This is a genomic window from Micromonospora sp. NPDC048905 (assembly GCF_040649655.1).
Lineage (GTDB): Bacteria > Actinomycetota > Actinomycetes > Mycobacteriales > Micromonosporaceae > Micromonospora.
In genome coordinates, this window is record NZ_JBEZFV010000010.1 from 24,855 (window position 1) to 46,373 (window position 21,519).

Below are 21,519 nucleotides of genomic sequence, written 5' to 3' on the forward strand. Positions count from 1 at the left end.
GCTCACAGCCCCTCCGCCCGGTCCTCGCCGAGCGCGGTGAGCCGATCGCGCAGCCGGGAAGCCTGCGCCGGCCGCAGCCCGGGAACCCGGGCGTCGCTCGCCGCCGCCGCGGTGTGCAACTGCACGGTGGCCAGGTCGAAGGCGCGCTCCAACGGCCCGGCGCTCACGTCGACGAACTGCATCCGCGAGTACGGCACGATGGAGAGCCGGCGGACCAGCAACCCGTGCCGGACCAGCAGGTCGTTCTCCCGCTCGGCGTACCCCCAGGCCCGGACCGCCCGGCCGATCGCGATGGCCCGCCACACGCCGAGCACCACCACGACGGCGACGGCGAGCCCGAACAGCCACTGGCCGCTGAGCGCCCAGCCGACGGCCGTCACCGCCAGCCCGATGGCGACGACGATCGCCAGCCGGATCAGCTCCACCCAGATCAGGTCGGTGGAGATCGGTTGCCAGTCGACCGTGTCCGGCCAGGGCTCCAGCGGCCCGCGGCCCGCCGGTGCGGCCGTCGAGGCGTCGGGTCCGGAAGGCGGTGGGGCGCCGGGGGTGCTCACGTGTCGAGCGTAGGCGATCCGGGCACCGCGGTGACGGCACGCAGGAAGCCGCGAGCGTCCAGGAAGTCACCGAGGCTGGTCCGATGGTCGGCGCAGGCCAGCCAGGTCTTGCGCCGATCGGCGTCGTGCAGCCGGGGATTGTTCCACTCCAGGGCCCAGACGGCGGCGGCCCGACAGCCGCGGGCCGAACAGACGAGGGCGTCGTCGGCGGTGGAGGGGATGCTCATCCGGGCCAGTCTAGGGGTGGCCGCACGGGAAGTTTGATCGCCGGGCGACCACGGGGGGAGCCGCCCGGCGACGGGGTGAATCGTACACGCGGCAGGCCGGTCCAGGCACACCCTCGACGGGCGATTCTGCTGCCGGGGACGGCGCGGCGAAAATCGGCTTCTCCCCACCTCGACACTCAGCAAGGCATGCGAGTCTTGATACCGCACGAGCCGCGACGACCGACAAACGCTGTGGAGGACCGGTGGCCCAGCCGACCATGCCCGACGCCCCGACGCCGAACGGAGCGGCACCTGCGCCGGTGACCACCCCCGCGCAGGACGCCACTCTGTTGGAGAAGGCGCTGTTCGAGATCAAACGTGTGATCGTCGGGCAGGACCGGATGGTGGAGCGGATGTTCGTCGCACTGCTCGCTCGCGGTCACTGCCTGCTCGAAGGAGTGCCCGGGGTCGCCAAGACCCTGGCGGTGGAGACCCTCGCCAAGGTCGTCGGCGGGTCGTTCGCCCGGGTGCAGTTCACCCCGGACCTGGTGCCCGCCGACATCATGGGCACCCGCATCTACCGGCAGTCCAGCGAGAAGTTCGACGTCGAGCTGGGGCCGGTCTTCGTCAACTTCCTGCTCGCCGACGAGATCAACCGGGCTCCGGCGAAGGTGCAGTCCGCGCTGCTGGAGGTGATGAGCGAGCGGCAGGTGTCCATCGGCGGCGAGAGCCACCGGGTGCCCGACCCGTTCCTGGTGATGGCCACCCAGAACCCGATCGAGCAGGAGGGCGTCTACCCGCTGCCGGAGGCGCAACGCGACAGGTTCCTCATGAAGATCGTGGTGGGTTACCCGACCGACGCGGAGGAACGCGAGATCGTCTACCGGATGGGTGTCTCCGCGCCCGAGCCGACCGCGGTGTTCGACACACCCGAACTGGTCGCCCTGCAACGCAAGGCGGACCAGGTCTTCGTGCACAACGCCCTGGTCGACTACGCGGTCCGGTTGGTGCTGGCGACGCGTACCCCCGCCGAGCACGGCATGCCCGACGTCGCGCAACTGATCCAGTACGGGGCCAGCCCACGCGCCTCGCTGGGCCTGGTCCGGGCGACGCGTGCGCTGGCGCTGCTGCGCGGGCGCGACTACGCGCTGCCGCAGGACGTGCAGGACATCGCGCCGGACATCCTGCGGCACCGGTTGGTGCTCAGCTACGACGCGCTCGCCGACGACGTGCCCGCCGACCACATCGTGCACCGGGTGATGTCGACGATTCCCCTGCCGGCGGTCGCGCCCCGGCAGCAGGCCACCGGCCCGACGACCGCGCCGCCGCCGGGCGCTGGCTGGCCCGGGCAGCGGCCGTGACCTCACCCACCCCTCGTCCCGCCCCCGACCGCAGCGAGGCCGTGCTGTCCCGGCTGCAACTGCTCGTCACCCGCAAACTCGACGGTCTGCTCCAGGGCGACTACGCCGGTCTGCTGCCCGGGCCGGGCAGCGAGGCGGGCGAATCCCGGGAGTACCGCCCGGGCGACGACGTGCGCCGGATGGACTGGCCGGTCACCGCACGGACCACCACACCGCACGTGCGGCGTACGGTCGCCGACCGGGAACTGGAGACCTGGCTGGCGGTGGACCTGTCCGCCAGCCTGGACTTCGGCACCGGGAAGTGGCTCAAACGCGAGGTGGTGGTGGCCGCCGCGGCAGCCGTCACCCACCTGACCGTGCGCGGCGGCAACCGGATCGGCGCGGTGATCGGCACCGGTGGCGGTGTGTCCGCACCGGCCCGCCGCTGGCGTGGCGGAGCCGCACCGCCGGCCGGCCCCGGCGTGCTCACCCGGCTGCCGGCCCGCTCCGGTCGCAAGGAGGCGCAGGGCCTGCTGCGTACCCTCGCCGGCACCGCCATCCAGCCGGGCCGTGGTGACCTGGGCGCTCTCATCGAGATGCTCAACCGTCCGCCCCGGCGGCGCGGGGTGGCCGTGGTGATCTCGGACTTCCTCGCGCCGGCCGAGCAGTGGGCGCGGCCGATGCGCAAGCTGCGGGTCCGCCACGACGTGCTCGCGATCGAGGTGATCGACCCGCGCGAGCTGGAGTTGCCCGACGTGGGGGTGTTGCCGGTGGTCGACCCGGAGAGCGGCGAGCTGCACGAGGTGCAGACTGCCGATCCACGGCTGCGGCAGCGCTACGCCGACGCCGCGACCGCCCAACGGGCCACCATCGCCGCCGCCCTGCGTGGCGCCGGCGCGGCCCACCTGCGTCTGCGTACGGACCGAGACTGGCTGCTGGACATGGTGCGATTCGTGGCCGCGCAGCGGCACGCGCGTACCCGGGGGACGACACGATGATCCGTTTCATGCAACCGTGGTGGCTGTTGGCGGTGCTGCCGGTGCTCGCCCTCGCGGCGTTCTACGTGTGGCGGCAGCTGCACCGGCGGGCGTTCGCGATGCGGTTCACCAATGTGGACCTGCTGCGTACGGTGGCCCCGAAGGGGCTCGGTTGGCGTCGGCACGTTCCGGCGACGGCGTTCCTGCTCTGCCTGCTGGTGCTGGCCACCGCGCTGGCCCGGCCGGCGGTGGACACCCGGGAGCCGCTGGAGCGGGCCACCGTGATGCTCGCCATCGACGTGTCGCTGTCGATGCAGGCCGACGACGTGGCGCCGAACCGGTTGGAGGCGGCGCAGGAGGCGGCCAAGCAGTTCGTCGGTGAGCTGCCGGAGAGCTACAACCTGGGTCTCGTGTCGTTCGCCAAGGCGGCGAACGTGCTGGTGCCGCCGGGCAAGGACCGGGACGCGGTGACGAGCGCCATCGACGGTCTGGTGCTGGCCGAGGCGACCGCTACCGGTGAGGCGGTGTTCACCTGCCTGGAGGCGATCCGGTCGGTGCCGGCCGACGGCGCGGCGGGCATCCCGCCGGCACGGATCGTGCTGCTCTCCGACGGGTTCCGCACCTCCGGGCGGGCGGTGGAGGAGGCGGCGGCCGCCGCCCAGGCGGCGAACGTCCCGGTCTCCACCATCGCGTTCGGCACCGACACCGGCCAGGTCGACATCGGCGGGCAGTTGCAGCGGGTGCCGGTGGACCGGTTGGCCCTGGCCGAGCTTGCCGAGACCACCGAGGGCTACTTCTACGAGGCGGCCTCGGTGAGCGAGCTGAAGCAGGTCTATCAGGACATGGGCAGCTCGATCGGCTTCCGGACCGAGCCGCGGGAGGTGACCCAGTGGTACGCCGGGTTGGCGCTGCTGCTGGCGCTCTGCGCCGGGGCGCTCAGCCTGGTGTGGTCGTCGCGGATGCTCTGAGCGGTGCACCGGCGGCGGTCACCGACCGCCGCCGGTCAGCACCACCTCAGTGGCCGCCGCCGGCGAGTACGAAGACGATGGCCACCCAGACGGCGGCGAGGGTGAAGCCCAGCGGGGCGACGTAGCGGCTCATGGACGGCTCCGGGTGGCGGCTGGACGGTCCGCGTGCGGGGGCGGACCGCAGGGGGTGGGGACGCGCACACGAAGTCGTGACCGGGCGGCTCCCGACGACCGTCGGCGAACCGGACGGCGCGGCACACTCCTCGGCGTGTGCCGAGGAGTGGGGGAGCGGAGCGGGGTCAGCTCACCAGACTGAGTCGTGGCTCAGCGGGGCTGACCATCGGCCCGGCCACGACTGGGAGGATCGCTATCTCGCACAGCGATCACCTCCTGCAAGTCGGGCCGGCCGGAACGTCGATGATCGTACACCTGCGCAGCCGACGAGACGCACTCGGCCGACCGGCCGGCGACCCCTCCACCGCCCGGTCGGCGCCCCGGCCGCGACTGGCCCGTCCGCACGATCGTGACCAGCACCGCGGCGAGCAACGGCAGCCAGCACAAGCGCGCCAGCACCCAGCCCGGGCCGTCCGGCACGGTGTGCAACCCGGGCAGCGCCAGCCCGCCGCGGGCGGTGAGCGCGGTCACCCCCACCAGTATCGGCTGGTGGCACAGATAGATCCGGAACGCGCAACGGTTCACCTCGGTCACCGCTCGGCCCGGCACCGGCCGGGCCAGCAGCCGTTCCAGCGCCGGCCGGGCGAGCAGCCCCAGCCCGACCTGGGTCACCGCCAGCGCCACGGCCAGCAGCGACGGCGGGTTCAGGTTGGACACCCCGGCCCCGGGCACGCCGACCGCGCTCACCGGGTAGCCCAGGGCCAGCACCGCGGTGAGCGCGGCCACGCCGCCGGCCGCGAGCATGCCCGCCGCCCGTCGGCCGGCCAACCGCCCGTCGGCGTGCGCCACGCCCAGCAGGTACGGCACGGACCAGGCCGCCACCACGCTGACCGGTGGCAGGTGGCCGCCGGCCGGCAGCAGACGCACCGCCACGTCCGCCGCGGCGACCACGACCACCGCCGGTACGACGCAACGGCCCAACCCCCACCGGCGGACGGCGGCGCGCAGCGGTCCGGTCATCGCGATGAGGAACACCAGCGGCACCAGGAACCACAACGGACTGATCGCGAGCCGCAGCGCGACGGCGAGCGTGTCGTCCGGGGTGCCGGCCACGGTGGCGGCGAGCAACACGGCGGCACCCACCCCGAGCAGCGCCACCGTCGGCAGCAGCAGCCGGCGCAGCCGACCGGCCAACCAGCCACCCGCACCGCCCCGGTGACCGGCCAACGACCGGGCCGAGCCGAAGCCGGCGGTGAAGAAGAACAGCCCGAGCGTCTGCAACACCCAGGTCACCGGGGCCAGAGCGGGCAACGCGGTGAGCGGGCTGGCCTGGTGCAGCCCCCCGTCGCCGGTCAGCACCAACCCGGTGACCAGCCAGTGCCCCAGCACCACCCCGCCGATGGCGTACGCCCGCAACGCGTCGACGGTACGGTCCCGGTTCACCGCGGGTCCCCGACCCGGTCGGCGTCGACAGCGCCCAGCACGACGGCCGCCACCGCGACGAGCGTGGCGCTGCCCGGGGCCAGGTAGCCGTCGTGCCCGGTCACCCCTCCCGCCGGCAGGGTGCGGGCGCCGAACGACGGGTCGCCGGGGCGGCGGCCGAAGCCGAGACCGGGCAGCCGTACCGGCGGAACCCGACGGATCCAGTCGGTGCTCGCCTCCGCCGCCCAGAATCGCCGCCCGCCGGGCAGGTCGTCGGCGCGCTGCACCCCGGCGCCGACGCCGCCGAGGCTCACCACGTCGGTGACCTGGGCCGGGGCGTCCGCGGCCGCCAGGGCCACCACCAGCGACCCGTAGCTGTGCCCGACCAGGGTGATCGTCGCCGCCGGACGACGCGCCGCCAGTTCCCGCAGCAGTCCGGCCAGCCCGGCCGCGCCGCGCCGGGCGCTGAGGCCACCGGCGGCCGTCAACACCCCGTCGGGCGGGTCGTAGCCGAGCCAGGCCAGCACCGCGACCCGCGCCGCCGGCTCGCTCGCCCGCAGTTCCCGGTAGAGCTGCCGGGCCTGCGTCGCCGGCGCCCGCCCGGACACCCCGCCCAAACCCCTGTCGAAGTCGGCCAGGGTGCTGCCCACCCCCGGCACCAGCACCACGATCCGGTCCGCGTCGGCCAGGTCGCCGAGCACCTCGACCGCGCGGCCGTCGCCGCGCCTGTCGAACGAGAGGAAACGACGCCCGTCGGCCGCCCAGTCCGCGTACGGCGGACCCGCCGCGCGCATCGCCGCCGCCGTGACCGGGTACGCCTCCACGAACCCGCTCGCCGCGACCGGCTCGGGTCGGGTCGGCAGGACCAGGTTCACGCCGAGCACCGCGGCCAGCGCCACTCGGCTGGCACCTCGTCGTCGCATCTCGTTCTCCCTCCGGAATGTCGTCCGGAGGCACAGTGCGCGGGAGGGCGGTGCGTGGTCGTCGTCCCGGGGAGCCGTCTGCGGGCTGGCTCCGGGGGACTACTCGCCAGCGGCCACCAGACCCGTCTCGTACGCCAGCACCACGGCCTGGGCCCGGTCGCGCAACCCCAGCTTGGCCAGGATCCGCCCGACGTGCGTCTTCACGGTCTGCTCGGCGACCACCAGGTCGCCCGCGATCTCCGCGTTGTTGCGACCCCGGGCGATCAACCGCAGCACCTCGGTCTCCCGGGGGGTGAGCCCGGCCAGGTCGGTGGGGCGGGGCCGGCGGCGGTCCGGGCGGGCCGCGAACTCGGCGATCAGCCGGCGGGTGACCGCCGGGGCGAGCAGCGCGTCCCCGGCCGCCACCACCCGCACCGCCTGCACCAGATCGGCCGCCGGGGCGTCCTTGAGCAGGAAGCCGCTTGCCCCGGCGCGCAGCGCCTCGTACACGTAGTCGTCGAGGTCGAAGGTGGTGAGGATGAGCACCCGGGGGCGCTGCGCCGACCGGTCGCCGAGCAGCTTGCGGGTGGCCTCCAGCCCGTCCATGACCGGCATCCGCACGTCCATCAGCACCACGTCCGGGTCGAGCCGGCGGGTGGCGGCGACGGCCTGCGCGCCGTCGGCGGCGTCACCCACCACCAGCAGGTCCGGTTGGGCGGCGAGCAGCGCTCCGAAGCCCTGCCGGACCATCGCCTGGTCGTCGGCGATCAGCACCTTGATCACGCGTCCCCGCCTTCCGCGTCGTACGGCAACTCGGCCGCCACCGCGTAACCCCCGTCGGGCAGTGGCCCGGCGGTGAACGTACCGCCCAGCGAGGTGGCCCGCTCCCGCATGCCGGTCAGCCCGTGCCCGGAGCCGCCGTCGGCGGTCGGTCGGACGTCGGCCGGGGAGTTTTCGACGCGTACCCCCAGCCCGGAGGGACCGGTGCGGACGGTGACCCGCACCGCGGCCCCGGCCGCGTGGCGGGCCGCGTTGGCCAGGCTCTCCTGCACGATGCGGTACGCGGCCAGCCCGACCGGGGCGGGCACCCGGTCGTCGGTGATCGGCTCGGCGTCCAGGGAGACCGGCAGCCCGGCCCGGCGCGCCGCGTCCACCATCGCGCCCAGGTCGGTGAGGTCCGGCTGCGGTGCGGTCTGCGGACCGGTCGCCTCGCTGCGCAGCACCCCCAACAGCCGCCGCATGTCGGTGAGCGCGTCGCGGGCCGAGGCGGCGATCGCGACGAACTCCGCGGCGGCCGGCGCGGGCACGTCCGACAGCCGGTACGGCGCGGTCTCCGCCTGCACCGCGATCAGTGACATGTGGTGCGCCACCACATCGTGCATCTCCCGGGCGATCCGGGTGCGCTCCTCCAGCACCGCGCGCCGCTCCTGCTCCCGTTCGCTCAGCTCGGTCTGCGCGTCCAGCGCCCGCCGGGACAGCCGGTTGCGCCGGATCAGGTCGCCGACGATCGCCAGCGCGCCGAGCAGCAGCAGGACCGGAACCCGGTTGTTGGGGTGGACGAAGGTCAGCACCGGCACCGTGGTGATCGTCACCACCCAGGCCAGCACCGGCCGGTCGACCCGCGCGACGACCACCGCCACCACCGCGACCGACCCGAGCGCCAACGGCGGGGTCCAGGGCCAGGACCGGACGGCCGGCGCGTTGAATGTGCAGATCAGCAGGGCCAGCACCGTCAGCCGCCAGGCCAGCAGCGGACGCCGGGGCAGCGCCAGCAGCGGCGCCACCGTCATCGCCGCGAACAGCAATGCGATCGGCATCGGCAGGCCCCAGCCGCTCTCCACCGTCAGCGTGATCAGGAAGAGGCCGAGGACGGCCAGCAGACCGACCGGGGCGGCGTAACGGGCTGGCCCGGGCCAACGGGCCAGCAGGGGCCGTTCGGGCCGGGCGTCCGGGCCTACCAGGGTCTGCCGTAGGGCCCGCAGGGCCACCGCGATCGGATGCCGGTTCACCACCCGGAGGCTACGGGCCGACCCCACCACGAGGCGTGCCACCAGGGGTTGATCCCCGTGTCGTACCCCGGTGTGACACGACTCCCGTTAGCGCTTACCTACTGGTAACGCCTAGGCTCGCCTGCGACTGAGATCAGCTGAGCAAGGGGGAACAGTGGCCCGTACCGTGCTGGTGACCGGGGGTAACCGGGGAATCGGCCTGGCCATCGCGCAGGCCTTCGCCAAGCAGGGCGACCGGGTGGCGGTCACCCACCGTAGCGGCGAGGCACCCGACGGGCTGTTCGGCGTCCGCGCCGACGTCACCGACGCGGCCTCCATCGACGCCGCGTTCACCGCCGTCGAAGCCGAGTTGGGGCCGGTCGAGGTGCTCGTCGCGAACGCCGGCATGACCGCCGACACGCTGCTGCTGCGGATGACCGAGGAACAGTTCACCGGGGTGGTGGACACCAACCTCACCGGTGCGTTCCGGGTCGCCAAGCGGGCCTCCGCGAAGATGCTCCGCGCCAGGTGGGGCCGCATGATCTTCATCTCCTCGGTGGTCGGCCTCGCCGGCGGCGCCGGGCAGGTCAACTACGCCGCCAGCAAGGCCGGTCTGGTCGGCGTCGCCCGCTCGATCACCCGGGAGCTGGGCGGCCGCAACATCACCGCCAACGTGGTGGCGCCCGGCTTCGTCGACACCGACATGACCGCCGGCCTCACCGACGACCGCAAGGCGGAGCTCCTCAAGTCCATCCCGGCCGGCCGGATGGCCAGCCCGGACGAGGTCGCCGCCGTGGTCACCTGGCTGGCCTCGGACAGCGCCGGGTACGTCTGCGGCGCCGTCATCCCGGTCGACGGCGGCCTCGGCATGGGCCACTAACCCTTTTGACTACGGAGGAAATCAGCGATGTCCGGACTGCTCGCCGGTAAGCGACTGCTCGTCACCGGTGTCATCACCGACGCCTCGATCGCCTTCTCGGTGGCGAAGCTCGCTCAGGAAAACGGTGCGCAGGTCGTGCTCACCGGCTACGGCCGGCTCTCCCTGGTCGAGCGGATCGCCAAGCGACTGCCCGAGCCGGCCCCGGTCATCGAGGTGGACGTCACCAACACCGAGCACCTGGCCGGCCTCGCCGACCGGGTACGCGAGCACGTCGACGGCCTCGACGGCGTCGTGCACTCGATCGGCTTCGCCCCGCAGAGCTGCCTGGGCGGCGGCTTCCTCGACGCCCCCTGGGAGGACGTGGCGACCGCGCTGCACGTCTCCACCTTCTCGTACAAGTCGCTGGCCATGGCGGCGCTGCCGCTGATGTCGCCCGGCGGCGCGGTGGTCGGCCTGACCTTCGACGCGACGAAGGCGTGGCCGGTCTACGACTGGATGGGCGTGGCCAAGGCCGGCCTGGAGTCCGCGTCCCGCTACCTCGCCATGCACCTGGGCAAGCAGGGCATCCGCAGCAACCTGGTCGCCGCCGGGCCGCTGCGCACCATCGCCGCGAAGTCGATCCCCGGCTTCGACCAGTTCGAGGAGGCCTGGTCCGAGCGGGCGCCGCTGGGCTGGAGCCTCACCGACCAGGAGCCGGCCGCGCGGGCCTGCCTGGCGCTGCTGTCCGACTGGTTCCCGGCCACCACCGGCGAGATCGTCCACGTCGACGGCGGCTACCACGCCATCGGCTCCTGAGCTCTACCGCGACGCTCCCTGGCCCCCGTCCGCGTGATCCACGCGTCCGGACCAGGGGGCGTCGCCGGGCCGTCGCGGTCGAGGGACAAGAATGACCCCATGTCGTACGACGCGGTGGTGCTGGTGTCCTTCGGTGGCCCGGAGCGGCCCGAGGACGTGATGCCGTTCCTGCAGAACGTGACCCGGGGTCGAGGCGTGCCGCCCGAGCGGCTGGCCGAGGTCGCCGAGCACTACCAGCACTTCGGCGGGGTGTCCCCGATCAACCAGCAGAACCGCGAGTTGCTGGCCGCGATCCGCGCCGACCTCGCCGCGCACGGCCTCGACCTGCCCGTCTACTGGGGTAACCGCAACTGGGATCCGATGCTCGCCGACACCGTGACCCAGATGCGCGACGACGGGGTCACCCGGGCGCTGGCCTTCGTCACCAGCGCGTACGGCGGCTACTCGTCCTGCCGGCAGTACCAGGAGGACATCGCCGCCGCGCGCGCCGCGGTCGGCCCGGACGCCCCGGTGATCGAGAAGCTGCGCCAGTTCTGGGACCACCCCGGCTTCGTCGAGCCGCACACCGACGCGGTCCGGGCAGCCCTGGGCCAACTCGACCCGGCGAAGCGGGACACCACCCGGCTGGTCTTCACCGCCCACTCCATCCCCAGTTCGATGGCGGCCAACGCCGGCCCGCACGGCGGCCGGTACGAGGCGCAACTGCACGAGACCGCCCGGCTCGTGGCCGCAGCCGCCGCCCCCGACCTCGCGTACGACCTGGTCTGGCAGAGCCGCTCCGGCCCCCCACAGATGCCGTGGCTGGAGCCGGACATCAACGACCACCTGACCGCCCTCGCGCAGGGCGGCACCACCTCGGTGGTGGTCAGCCCGATCGGTTTCGTCTCCGATCACCTGGAAGTCGTCTGGGACCTGGACACCGAGGCGCTGGAAACGGCCAAGCAGCTCGGCCTGGACTTCGTCCGGGCTGCCACCCCGGGCGTTGACCCGCGCTTCGTGACCATGGTGCGGGAGCTCATCACCGAGCGGACCGACCCGGACGGCGCGCAACTGCGCCGTCGCCTGGGCGAGCTGCCGATGTGGGACACCTGCCCGACCGTCTGCTGCGTACCGACCCGCCGTCCGACGCCTGCTGGGGGCACCGATGCATGACCGCAAGCCCGTGCAGAGTTGGCTGACCGACATGGACGGCGTGCTGGTGCACGAGGGCCAGCCGGTGCCCGGGGCACCGGAGTTCATCAACCGGATGCGCGCCTCCGGCAAGCCGTTCCTGGTGCTGACCAACAACTCGATCTACACCCCGCGTGACCTCACGGCCCGGCTGAGCCGGATGGGGCTGGACGTGCCGGAGGAGTCGATCTGGTCGTCCGCGCTGGCCACCGGCCAGTTCCTCGCCGACCAGCGGCCGGGCGGCACCGCGTACGTCATCGGTGAGGCCGGGCTGACCACGGCGCTGCACGCGGTCGGCTACGTGCTCACCGACTTCGCACCGGACTACGTGGTGCTCGGTGAGACCCGCACCTACAGCTTCGAGGCGATCACCAAGGCGGTCCGTCTGATCAACGACGGGGCGCGGTTCATCTGCACCAACCCCGACGTGACCGGCCCATCCGTGGAGGGTGCGCTGCCGGCCGCCGGCTCGGTCGCCGCGATGATCTCCAAGGCGACCGGGGTGGAGCCGTACTTCGTCGGCAAACCCAACCCGATGATGATGCGCTCGGCGCTCAACACGATCAACGCGCACTCGGAGACCACCGCGATGATCGGCGACCGGATGGACACCGACATCCTCTGCGGCCTGGAGGCCGGGCTGGAGACCATCCTGGTGCTCACCGGGATCAGCAGTCGTACCGAGGCGGAGCGCTACCCGTACCGCCCGTCCCGGATCATCAACTCGGTCGCGGACCTGCTCGACGAGATCTGATCGACCTGCCTCGCCGGGCCGCCTGGGTCAGGGGCGTAGGGGGGCGTTGCAGGCGGCCACCAGCGCCTGCCGGCAGGCCGTGGTGAGGGGGCGCAGAGCCGCGTCGCGCTGCTGGGCCTCGTAATTGTTGATCGCGCCGCCGGGCGCGGCGTGCCCGGCCAACGCGAGCACCCGGTCGAGCACCGCGGCGCGGGCGAAGAGCCGGCGGGCTCGCGGGTCGAAGCCTGGTGGCAGGTCGGTGGCGCCGTCCGGACGGCGCAGCGCGGCCAGCGCACCGGCCAACTCGGGTCGCCACTGGGCCACGTCGAGACGGGTCAGCGCGGCGGTCGTTTCGGCCAGCGCGGCGGCCAGCTCGGCCTCCGCCTCGGCGGCGCCGGGCAACGACAGTGACGCGGCGGGGGCGTTGGCCGGCAGCGGGTAGACCCGCCAGAGCACCGTCTCGAAGCAGTCCCCGGAGCCGGAGGTGTGCGAGCGGACCTCCGGGATCAACCCGAGCCCGCCGGCTACCACCGCCTCGCCCGTGACCAGCGCCGCGCCGGCGAAGTCACCGGGGCCGGGCAGCCCCCGGGGGTCGCCCGGCGCGGGGAGCACCAGGCGGATGTCGTCCGGGGAGAGCTTGGCCAGGGTGGGCAGCGCGGCGCCCAGCGGGACGTCGGTCCAGGTGCCGGGTGCGTCCGCGACGAGATGTTCCTCGTCGCCGGCGATGGCGTCGGCGACCTCGTCGTACGGCACCAACCCGGCGCGCCACGCGCGCACCCAGGCGACGAACCGGCTCGACCGGCGCGGCGTGAGTGTGGCCGCGCCCGTTGCGGGGGTGGACATGCCGAAAGGGTACGTGGTCCCGGCCGGCCCTGTCTCGACTGCCGCTCCGGTCGCCCGGCCTGCCACCAACTGCCCTGTTCGCCCCAATCCCCGGCCCCTGGCGTGCGTGTGTGGTCGGCGGTCCTGGGACGGGGCGGTGTGTCGAGGGCCGGGGTGGGCGCGGGCTGGGTTTAGCGTGATCGACATGGCGGGGCGATACGGCGAGGACGTGTTGGCGGGAGACTGGCGACGGCGGAAGGTCACCCCGGAGGTGGACGCCGAACCCGATCTCGTGGTCGAGGATGCCGACTCCGGGTTCTGCGGAGCGGTGGTGGGTTTCGAGGCCGGCGCGGTGGTGTTGGAGGACCGGCACGGTAAACGGCGCAACTTCCCGCTGCTGCCGGCGGCGTTCCTGCTCGACGGCCGCCCCGTGACGCTGCGCCGGCCGAGTCGCGCGTCGGTGCCGGCGGCCCGTCGACGGACGGCATCCGGTTCGGTGGCGGTGGACAACGTCCGCGCCCAGGTGGCGAAGGCCAGCCGGATCTGGGTGGAGGGCATCCACGACGCCGCGCTGGTCGAGCGGATCTGGGGCGACGACCTGCGGATCGAGGGTGTGGTCGTCGAACCGTTGGACGGCATCGACGCCCTCGACGCCGAGGTACGCGGCTTCGCCCCCGGTCCGACCCGACGCCTCGGCGTGCTCGTCGACCATCTCGTGCCGGGCAGCAAGGAGAGCCGGATCGTCGCCCGGGTGAACTCGCCGTACGTGCTGGTCACCGGCCACCCCTACGTGGACGTCTGGCAGGCGGTGAAGCCGGCCGCGCTGGGCATCGCGGCCTGGCCGGTGGTGCCACCGGGGCAGCCGTGGAAGGAAGGGGTCTGCGCGGCCCTCGGAGTGGCCGAGCCGGCCGCGATGTGGCGGCACATCCTCTCCCGGGTGAACAGCTTCGCCGACGTGGAGACACCCCTGATCAACGCGATGGAACGCCTGATCGACTTCGTCACCGAACCCATCTGACCCACCCGACCCCGCCCACGTACGCAGCCGCGTACGCGCCGACCAACCCGCGCGATGCCCGCGCCCGCCGCGATGTGTGCGCGCGCCGCGATGTGCGCGCCCGCTCGCGCAAATTCGCGCTCGACCCCGCAAGATCGCGCTCGAACCAGGATGTAGTGGCCTCGTCGGCCGTGGATGCCACTACATCTGGGATCGAGCACGATCTTCAGATCGGAAGGCGGGCGCGGCGCGGGGTGCGGCGCGCAGGGTGCGCGGGGTGCGAAGGCGCGCGGGGTGCGAAGGCGCGCAGGGTGCGCGGGGTGCGCGGGGTGCGAAGGCGCGCGGGGTGCGAAGGCGCGCGGGTGGGCGGGGTGCGCAGGCGCGCGGGGTGTCGGGCGATTCAGGGTTCCTGGTCGGGGGTGCGGGTGTAGACGAAGGTGGCGATGTCCAGCGCGACCGCTCGGCCCTGCTCGTCGCGGCGCACGGTGAGGATCTCGCCGTCCTGGACGCCGGCCCGGCCCCGCCAGCGGTCCGGTCCCTCGGCGACGAAGCGGAGGTTCGGCGCGCCGAGCGGGCCGGCGTGCAGGTCGCCGGCGGTGTCCGCGTACACCTCGATTGTGGTGCCCATCCACCACCACCGGCCGGTCAGCTCGGCCAGTTCGGCGGGTGGCGGGGCGGCGGCCGGCCGCCACGGGGTGACCGGCGCGGGTTCGGCGTCCAGCACCTGGGTGAGCAACTGTCGTCCGAGTACGCCGAGGTGCACACCGCGCAGGGTGTACGCGTTGACCAGGCCGACCACGGCGGTACGGGTGGGTCGGTGTACGGCCAGGGATGCGCCGTAGCCGGGCATCGAGCCGCCGTGGCCGACGTACACCCGGTTGCCCTCCCGGAAGAGTTCCAGCCCGAGGCCGTGCCCGTGGGTCCAGGACTCCAGGTCGCTGACCACGACGGGGGAGCACATCTCGGTGAGCGTCTCGGCGGCGAGCACCGAGGGGTCGGGGTCGGCCAGGAACGCGGCCCACCGACCCAGGTCCTCGATCGTCGACCAGAGCTGCCCGGCGGGGGCCATGGCACCGGTGTCGGTCCGCGGTTCCTCGCGCAGCGTGTCGTGCCAGGGGTGGACGACGTAGCCGCGGGCGAACGGCTCGGTGGCCGCGTACGTGGTGCGGCGCAGGCCCAGCGGGGCGAGGATCCGTTCGCCGAGCAGGTCGACCCAGGGTGTCCCGGTGAGTCGTTCGAGGACGCCGCCGAGCAGCCCGTACGCGAGGTTGGAGTAGTGGTACGTGGCGTGCGGCGGGTAGGCGATCTTGTCGGGGGTGACCCCGGTGAGCAGGGTGGTCAGGTCGACCCCGGCGGTCCGCTCCCACCAGTCACCTTCGGGCTCGCGCTGGATGCCGCTGGCGTGCCCGAGGAGTTGGCGCAGGGTGAGCGCGCCGACGCCGGTGCCGGGGAGGTGCTCCTCCAGCGGGTCGTCGACGGCGAGCCGGCCGGCGTCGCGCAGTTGCATGATCAGGGTCGCGGTCATCGTCTTGCTGATCGAGCCCAGCCGGTACTGCAGGTCGGCGTCCGGGCGGGGGTACTCGCCGGCGCTGGCCAGGTGGACCAGCGCGCCGTCGCGGACCACGCCCAGCACCAGCGACGGGGCGTGCCCGTCGAGCTGCGCCTGGGCGACCTGGGCGTCGATCTGTCGGGCGGTCTCGGGCAGCAGGGTCAATGGGATCTCCTCGGGTCGGACCGCGAATAACTGTCGGAAAGGGATTCGCCGAGCCTACTGATCTTCCTGGGGAGGCCGCGCGTGCATATACGTGTCACGATCGTGGTGTGGACGCCGTGGTGTGGATCGTATTGGGTGTGCTGCTGGCCGTCGCGGAGATCTTCACGACGACGCTATTTCTGATCATGTTCGCGGCTGGTGCGTTCGCCGCTGGCGGTGCTGCCGCCCTGGGCGCGCCGGTAGCGGTGCAGGCCCTGGTCTTCGCGGTGGTGTCGGCGCTGAGTCTGTTGGTGGCCCGGCCGGCCCTCCGGCGGCACCAGCGCTCGTCGCTGGAGAGCGGCGAGCAGCCGTTCGGCGTGGAAGCGATCGAGGGTTCCACGGCGTTGGTGCTGGAGCGGGTGGACGCCGACCACGGCCTCGTCAAGATCGACGGTGAGCTGTGGAGTGCCCGCTCGTACGACACGACGCAGACGTTCGACCCTGGTCAACGGGTTCGGGTGATCAAAGTCCGGGGCGCGACAGCCCTGGTGTGGCAGGACGATATTTCTTCCGCCGGTGAGCTGCCGGAAGCGAGAGGGTGAACGGGATGACCTTAATCGGGGTGGTGGTGATCGCGGTGGCGTTGATCGCCGTGATAACGCTGGCCAAGGCGGTGCGGATCGTGCCGCAGCAGCGCCAGGACGTGGTGGAACGGCTCGGTAAGTACAAGCGCACCCTCAGCCCCGGCCTCAACCTGCTGGTGCCGTTCATCGACGCAGTGCGTACGAAGGTCGACATGCGGGAGCAGGTGGTCAGCTTCCCGCCGCAGCCGGTGATCACCTCGGACAACCTGGTGGTCTCGATCGACACGGTGCTCTACTTCAAGGTGGTCGACTCGGTCCGGGCGACCTACGAGATCTCCAGCTTCCTCCAGGCCATCGAGCAGTTGACCGTCACCACGTTGCGTAACGTGATCGGTTCGCTCGATCTGGAGCGCGCGCTGACCAGCCGGGACGAGATCAACCGGCACCTCTCTGGGGTGCTGGACGAGACCACCGGCCGGTGGGGCATCAAGGTGACCCGGGTCGAGATCAAGGCGATCGAGCCGCCGGCCAGCATCCGTGACTCGATGGAGAAGCAGATGCGCGCCGAGCGGGACCGTCGCGCGGCGATCCTGACCGCCGAGGGCCACAAGCAGTCGGTGATCCTCACCGCCGAGGGTGACAAGCAGTCGGCGGTGCTGCGGGCCGACGGTGACCGGCAGGCCCGGATCCTGCAGGCCGAGGGTCAGGCGAAGGCGATCAGGACGGTCTTCGACGCGATCCACCAGGCGAACCCGAGCCAGAAGGTGCTCGCCTACCAGTACCTGCAAGCCCTGCCGCAGATCGCCCAGGGCAGCGCCAACAAGGTCTGGATCGTCCCGGCCGAGCTGACCAAGGCCCTGGAGGGCATGGGTGGCGCGCTCGGCGGGCTGAGCCAGATGGTGGGGGACCTGCCCGCACCGGAGGCGGCCGAACACGCGAGCCAGGTCGAGCGCGAGGCCGCGGAGGCGGCGCAGGCCGCGGCGGACGCCGCCCAGCAGATCCACGACGAGGTACGCGTCGCCGAGGCGCAGGCCACCGGCGGCAACAAGCCGCAGGGGCTGCCCGCGCCGGAGCCGGTGTCTGCGGCCAGCCTGACCGAGGACCCGGCCGACCAGCGCGAGCGCGGCTGATCGCGTACGCCGGCCCGGCTGGGGGCTCTGACCCACAGCCTTAATGCGAGAAAGACTCATGGGGCGCTCCGAGGCCTGCCACGATCGGTCCTAGGACGGGTGGTGACCAGGCAATCGGGGCGCCCCGGCGCGTTCCGCACCACTCGCGGACGAGCGAGGTGACGCATGAAGGATCCGGCGAATCGGATGTGGTCCTCGGCCCCGGTGCCCGGCGCGCACGACCCGGTCGCCCCACTGGGGTCCCGCAGCACCGGTGGCGGGTTCGGCGTACTGCCGTTCGTCGACGAGCCAACCGCGGGTGGCCCGGCCACGAACGCCAGCTGGGCCTGGTCGGTACGCCGGTTCGCGCGGGCGGCCGTGTGGCTGCTGCCCGCGTACGCCATCCTCTACGGCGCGGTGGCGATGGCCAGCGACGGTGGGGTGGGCAACGACCCCTATCCGGCCGACGGCCGGGCGGTGTACCTGATCGGTTGGGTGGCCGCGGTCTGGCTCGGGCTGCTCGCGCTGCTGGCCCTCACCGGGCTGCTGGCGGCGACCCGCAGCCGTCGGGTGGCGGCCGCCGGGCTGCTGGTCAGCATCGCCGGCACCGTGCTGATGCTGCCCTTCGCCGGGCTCGAAGAGCAGACGCCGGTCTTCGGGACCACCGCGCGGTCGTTGGTGCTGCTCGGCGCGACGTTCTACAGCGTGGGCTGGTTCCTCACCGGGTGGGCGGTCGCCCGCTCGGGCACCTTCAGCCTCGGCGACGGCGTCATGCTGATCATCGCCGCGCCCCTTCTCGGCCTGGGCGGCGCCCTGATCGGCTCGCTGCAGACGTTCGGTGCGATCTTCGTGCTGATCGCCGGCATCGGCATCGGCTACCGCTCCGGCCGCCTGATGCCCCGCGAAACCGCAAGAGACGCCGCCACAGCAAGCCTAAACACCCCAAACCCCTAACCCACCCACCCCGCCCGCCCCACCCCACCCCGGTGATCAAGAGGTTTGCGTCAAGCCAAGGCCGTTTTCTGACGCAAACCTCTTGATCACCGGGGTAGAGGGGGTGCCCGCCCGGCCCCGGGTGGGGGGGTGGTCGGGGTGGGGGCGTGAAGTTGCTGACAATTGCGGGGTGGGGGTGGTCGGTTGACGGCTTTCGTGGCAATCCTGGGGAGCATGGCCGCTTCCCGCTCGCCGCTGTCGCGGCTGTTCACCGTGCTGCTCGCCGGTGTGTTGGCCGGGCTTGTCCTGGCCGTCGCCGCGCTCCCGGGCAACCTGCTCCTCGGCCTCGGCGCCCGCGCCGCGCTCGGGTCGTACGCCGCGTTGCCGGCCTCGCTGAAGACCCCCGCGACTCCGCAGCGCTCGTACCTCTACGCCAACGACGGCAAGACGCTGATCACCACGTTCTACGACGTGAACCGCACCGACGTCCCGTTGTCGGAGATCGCCCCGGTGATGCGGCAGGCGATCGTGGCGGCCGAGGACCGGCGCTTCTACGACCACGGTGGCGCTGACCTGCGCGGTCTCGCCCGCGCACTGGTCGCGAACGTCAAGGGCGGCGGCACCGAGCAGGGCGGCTCGACGCTGACCATGCAGTACGTCCGTAACGTCCTCAAGACCGACCCCACCCGCACCGCCGAGGAGCGCGCCGCCGCCACCGACCCCACCGTCGGGCGCAAGATCCAGGAGATCCGGTACGCGAGCGCGCTGGACAAGAGCCTCGGCAAGGACGAGATTCTCGACCGGTACCTGAACATCGCCTACTTCGGCTCCGGCGCGTACGGTGTCGCCGCGGCCAGCCAGCGCTACTTCGGCAAGCCGCCGGCGCAGCTGACCCTCGGTGAGTCGGCCCTGCTCGCCGGCCTGGTGCAGTCCCCGGACGCGTACAGCCCGATCAGTGGCGACAAGGACGACGCGTTGGCCCGCCGGTCGTACGTGCTGGACTCGATGGTCGCCACCGGTGCGATCACCGCCGAGCAGGCCGCCCAGGCCAAGGCGGAGCCGCTGAACCTGCACCCCACCGCCCAGCCCAACGGCTGCACCGCCGTCTCCCAGGGCCACGACGACTGGGGCTACTTCTGCGACTACCTGCGCCAGTGGTGGCTGACCCAACCGGCCTTCGGGGCCACCGTGGCGGAGCGCGAGCAGGCGCTGCGGTCGGGCGGCTACACCGTGGTCACCTCGCTGGACCCGAAGATCCAGGCCACCGCGCAGAAGCAGGCCACCAAGGTCTACTCCTACGACAACAAGCGCGCCCTGCCGATCGCGGCGGTCCAGCCAGGCACCGGGCAGGTGTTGGCGATGGCGGTCAACCGCCACTACAGCCTCGGCGACAACCCGGCCGGGCAGGCGAACTACCCGAACACCGTCAACCCGTTGATCTCCGGCGGAGCCAGTGTCGACGGGTACCAGGCGGGTTCGACGTTCAAGCTGTTCACCATGCTCGCCGCGCTGGAGTCGGGCCGTACCCTCTCCACCGGTTTCGACGCGCCCGCCAAGCTGCCCACCCGGTACGCCGCCGAGGGGCCGGGCAGCTGCGACGGCCACTGGTGCCCGGCGAACGCCAACCCGGACTGGATGGACGGGTACCGGATGATGTGGGACGGCTTCGGCCGCTCGGTGAACACCTACTTCGTCTGGTTGGCCGAGCAGGTCGGCCAGGACAAGGTGGTCGAGATGGCACAGCGGCTCGGCATCACGTTCCGCGCCGACTCGGACGCCGCCTTCGCGAAGAACAACGCCGCGAACTGGGGTTCGTTCACCCTCGGCGTGGCCGCCACCACGCCGCTGGACCTGGCCAACGCGTACGCCACGGTGGCCGCCGAGGGCACCTACTGCACCCCGGTGCCGGTGGTCTCGGTGACCGCCGCGGACGGCACGAAGGTGCCGGTCGGGCAGCCCTCCTGCAAGCGGGTGCTCGACCCCGACGTCGCCCGTGCCGCGACCGACGCGGCGCGCTGCCCGGTGGGTCAGCAGTCGGCGTTCGGGCAGTGCAACGGCGGTACCGCCACCGGTGTGAACGACATCCTCGACGGTCGGCCGGTGGCCGGTAAGACGGGCAGCTCGGAGCAGAACTCCACCGAGACGTTCGTCGGTTTCACCCCGCAGGTCGCGGTGGCCGGCATCGCCGCCAACCCGGACGACCCGGCCGACTCGGTGGGCTCGGCGGTGCAGGGCAAGGTGATCGACGCGGTGGCCCGGGTCATCGCCACCGCCGTGCAGGGACAGCCGAAGAAGGCGTTCGCGGCACCCAGCCACGAGTTGGCCGGCGACGCGCACCGCCCGGTGCAGCGCCCCGCGGTCCCGGACCGTCCACAGCCGCCCACCACCGAGGAGCCACGCTCGCCCCTGCAACGCTGGCTCGACCGCCGAGGCTGACCCGGCAACGTGCCGGCGCCTCCGCACCGATGGTGCGGAGGCGCCGGCCGAGGCGTGTGGATGGGCTACTTGCGCTTCAGTTGGTCGAAGTCGACGATCTGGTCCGCAGGCGGCGCTTTCAGCTCATCGAAGGTCGCGCCGAAATCGCTGAACGTGATCTGGCTGCCCGCGTCCGCGCCGTTGCCCTCCACCCGGACCGGGTACGGCTCACCGGTGGTGGCGATGTAGAGCGTGCCGTCCTTGTCGCCGTCGACGAGGCCGATCGTCTTCATGCCGTTGATCTCCTTGGCCTCACCCTTGGTCATGGTGCCGTCGGGCTTGAGCAGCGCGTCGGCGTTAGTGACGTCGAACAGCTGGGTGAACTCGTCCTCCTTGGAGACCTTGGCCCACTTGTCACCCATCATCTTCACGATCTCACCGGACGCCTGGGCGCCGGCGCTCTTCGCCCAGAACTTCTCGTCCGGCCGGATGTACTGCTGGCCGCCCACCGCGAGCAGCTCCACGGTGCCCTCGGTCGTGGACACTTGACCGGCCAGGTCAGTGCCGGTCCTCTTCAAGTCGAGGGTCATCTTCTGGCCGTCGTCGACTATGTCCCCCGCCAGGCGGTAGGACTTCGCGTTCTGCACCGCCGTCGTGGCGCGCTGAAGCGCCTCGTTCGGTTCGAGCGCGGCGACACCGTTGTCCTTCGAGGCATTCGATGCCGGCTCTCCGCCGTCACCGTCGCCGCCGCCGCAGCCGGCCAGCAACGCCATCGCCACCACGGCGACCATGCCTCGTCTGATTGTCGTCGATCTCATCGTCGGCTCCCTCATGCCACCCCCCGTGGGTGAGCAGACAGCCAGGTACCCATGATCGATCGCGGGCAATCCCTCGATGTGTCGGAGATCCCGGATCAG

General features: G+C 72.5%; 21 protein-coding genes. 12 read left to right on the forward strand and 9 right to left on the reverse strand.

Annotated elements, in window-relative coordinates; all coding sequences use genetic code 11:
* Positions 1-2: 2 nt before the first annotated feature.
* On the reverse strand, positions 3-482 hold the full coding sequence (locus AB0C01_RS24590; RefSeq protein WP_357572293.1) for a PH domain-containing protein: 480 nt from the start codon (positions 480-482) through the stop codon (positions 3-5).
* A 68-nt stretch (positions 483-550) separates the two neighbouring features.
* Positions 551-781, reverse strand: coding sequence for a hypothetical protein (locus tag AB0C01_RS24595; protein ID WP_357248680.1), 231 nt, complete (start codon positions 779-781; stop codon positions 551-553).
* 242 nt (positions 782-1,023) lie between these two features.
* Here AB0C01_RS24595 and AB0C01_RS24600 point away from each other — a divergent pair, with 242 nt between their 5' ends.
* Genes AB0C01_RS24600 through AB0C01_RS24610 form a run of 3 tightly spaced genes read left to right on the forward strand, consistent with a single transcriptional unit; the run spans position 1,024 to position 4,045 of the window.
* On the forward strand, positions 1,024-2,121 hold the full coding sequence (locus AB0C01_RS24600; protein ID WP_357572209.1) for a MoxR family ATPase: 1,098 nt from the start codon (positions 1,024-1,026) through the stop codon (positions 2,119-2,121).
* Positions 2,100-3,098: a DUF58 domain-containing protein gene (locus AB0C01_RS24605; protein ID WP_357248806.1), complete on the forward strand. Its 999-nt coding sequence runs from the start codon at positions 2,100-2,102 to the stop codon at positions 3,096-3,098. The genes AB0C01_RS24600 and AB0C01_RS24605 overlap by 22 nt, the downstream gene beginning before the upstream one ends.
* Positions 3,095-4,045, forward strand: a complete 951-nt coding sequence (locus AB0C01_RS24610; RefSeq protein ID WP_357248675.1) for a VWA domain-containing protein — start codon at positions 3,095-3,097, stop codon at positions 4,043-4,045. Before AB0C01_RS24605 ends, AB0C01_RS24610 begins: the two co-directional genes overlap by 4 nt.
* A 324-nt stretch (positions 4,046-4,369) precedes the next feature.
* Here the strand turns inward: AB0C01_RS24610 and AB0C01_RS24615 are convergent, their stop codons facing one another.
* From AB0C01_RS24615 to AB0C01_RS24630, 4 genes are all read right to left on the reverse strand, one after another.
* Positions 4,370-5,602, reverse strand: coding sequence for an acyltransferase (locus AB0C01_RS24615; RefSeq protein WP_357572210.1), 1,233 nt, complete (start codon positions 5,600-5,602; stop codon positions 4,370-4,372).
* The gene (locus tag AB0C01_RS24620; RefSeq protein WP_357572211.1) at positions 5,599-6,504 is read right to left on the reverse strand and encodes an alpha/beta hydrolase; all 906 of its coding nucleotides are present in this window, start codon (positions 6,502-6,504) and stop codon (positions 5,599-5,601) included. Before AB0C01_RS24620 ends, AB0C01_RS24615 begins: the two co-directional genes overlap by 4 nt.
* Before the next feature lie 99 nt (positions 6,505-6,603).
* Positions 6,604-7,266: a response regulator transcription factor gene (locus AB0C01_RS24625; protein WP_357248668.1), complete on the reverse strand. Its 663-nt coding sequence runs from the start codon at positions 7,264-7,266 to the stop codon at positions 6,604-6,606.
* Complete coding sequence (locus tag AB0C01_RS24630) at positions 7,263-8,492, reverse strand: histidine kinase (RefSeq protein WP_357572212.1); 1,230 nt, start codon at positions 8,490-8,492, stop codon at positions 7,263-7,265. Before AB0C01_RS24630 ends, AB0C01_RS24625 begins: the two co-directional genes overlap by 4 nt.
* A gap of 154 nt (positions 8,493-8,646) precedes the next feature.
* Between AB0C01_RS24630 and fabG the strand changes: the two genes are divergently transcribed.
* The 4 genes from fabG to AB0C01_RS24650 all read left to right on the forward strand — a co-directional run bounded on the left by fabG (position 8,647) and on the right by AB0C01_RS24650 (position 12,070).
* Entirely contained in the window at positions 8,647-9,351 is a 705-nt protein-coding gene (gene fabG, locus AB0C01_RS24635) for a 3-oxoacyl-ACP reductase FabG (protein ID WP_357248662.1), read from the forward strand.
* Positions 9,352-9,378: 27 nt separating this feature from the next.
* Complete coding sequence (gene fabI / locus AB0C01_RS24640) at positions 9,379-10,146, forward strand: enoyl-ACP reductase FabI (RefSeq protein ID WP_357248659.1); 768 nt, start codon at positions 9,379-9,381, stop codon at positions 10,144-10,146.
* A gap of 99 nt (positions 10,147-10,245) precedes the next feature.
* Positions 10,246-11,298 carry a ferrochelatase gene (locus AB0C01_RS24645; RefSeq protein WP_357248657.1) on the forward strand — a complete coding sequence of 351 codons (1,053 nt, stop codon included), beginning with the start codon at positions 10,246-10,248 and terminating at the stop codon, positions 11,296-11,298.
* The gene (locus AB0C01_RS24650; protein WP_007462546.1) at positions 11,291-12,070 is read left to right on the forward strand and encodes an HAD-IIA family hydrolase; all 780 of its coding nucleotides are present in this window, start codon (positions 11,291-11,293) and stop codon (positions 12,068-12,070) included. Before AB0C01_RS24645 ends, AB0C01_RS24650 begins: the two co-directional genes overlap by 8 nt.
* Positions 12,071-12,097: 27 nt before the next feature.
* On the opposite strand, the gene AB0C01_RS24655 is transcribed toward AB0C01_RS24650, so the two are convergent.
* Complete coding sequence (locus tag AB0C01_RS24655) at positions 12,098-12,892, reverse strand: hypothetical protein (protein ID WP_357248653.1); 795 nt, start codon at positions 12,890-12,892, stop codon at positions 12,098-12,100.
* 184 nt (positions 12,893-13,076) lie between these two features.
* Between AB0C01_RS24655 and AB0C01_RS24660 the strand changes: the two genes are divergently transcribed.
* The gene (locus AB0C01_RS24660) at positions 13,077-13,889 is read left to right on the forward strand and encodes a DUF3097 domain-containing protein (protein ID WP_357248650.1); all 813 of its coding nucleotides are present in this window, start codon (positions 13,077-13,079) and stop codon (positions 13,887-13,889) included.
* A 379-nt stretch (positions 13,890-14,268) separates the two neighbouring features.
* On the opposite strand, the gene AB0C01_RS24665 is transcribed toward AB0C01_RS24660, so the two are convergent.
* Positions 14,269-15,582 (reverse strand): serine hydrolase domain-containing protein, encoded by a 1,314-nt coding sequence (locus tag AB0C01_RS24665; RefSeq protein ID WP_357572213.1) that lies wholly within the window; start codon positions 15,580-15,582, stop codon positions 14,269-14,271.
* Positions 15,583-15,689: 107 nt separating this feature from the next.
* On the opposite strand from AB0C01_RS24665, the gene AB0C01_RS24670 reads away from it, so the two are divergent.
* The 4 genes from AB0C01_RS24670 to AB0C01_RS24685 all read left to right on the forward strand — a co-directional run bounded on the left by AB0C01_RS24670 (position 15,690) and on the right by AB0C01_RS24685 (position 20,623).
* Positions 15,690-16,163, forward strand: coding sequence for an NfeD family protein (locus tag AB0C01_RS24670; RefSeq protein ID WP_357248644.1), 474 nt, complete (start codon positions 15,690-15,692; stop codon positions 16,161-16,163).
* Between the two features lie 5 nt (positions 16,164-16,168).
* Positions 16,169-17,275 carry an SPFH domain-containing protein gene (locus AB0C01_RS24675; RefSeq protein ID WP_357248641.1) on the forward strand — a complete coding sequence of 369 codons (1,107 nt, stop codon included), beginning with the start codon at positions 16,169-16,171 and terminating at the stop codon, positions 17,273-17,275.
* Between the two features lie 165 nt (positions 17,276-17,440).
* The gene (locus AB0C01_RS24680; protein ID WP_357572214.1) at positions 17,441-18,208 is read left to right on the forward strand and encodes a hypothetical protein; all 768 of its coding nucleotides are present in this window, start codon (positions 17,441-17,443) and stop codon (positions 18,206-18,208) included.
* Between the two features lie 213 nt (positions 18,209-18,421).
* Entirely contained in the window at positions 18,422-20,623 is a 2,202-nt protein-coding gene (locus tag AB0C01_RS24685; RefSeq protein ID WP_357572215.1) for a transglycosylase domain-containing protein, read from the forward strand.
* 65 nt (positions 20,624-20,688) lie between these two features.
* On the opposite strand, the gene AB0C01_RS24690 is transcribed toward AB0C01_RS24685, so the two are convergent.
* Positions 20,689-21,420: a hypothetical protein gene (locus AB0C01_RS24690; protein ID WP_357248632.1), complete on the reverse strand. Its 732-nt coding sequence runs from the start codon at positions 21,418-21,420 to the stop codon at positions 20,689-20,691.
* Positions 21,421-21,519 lie beyond the last annotated feature (99 nt).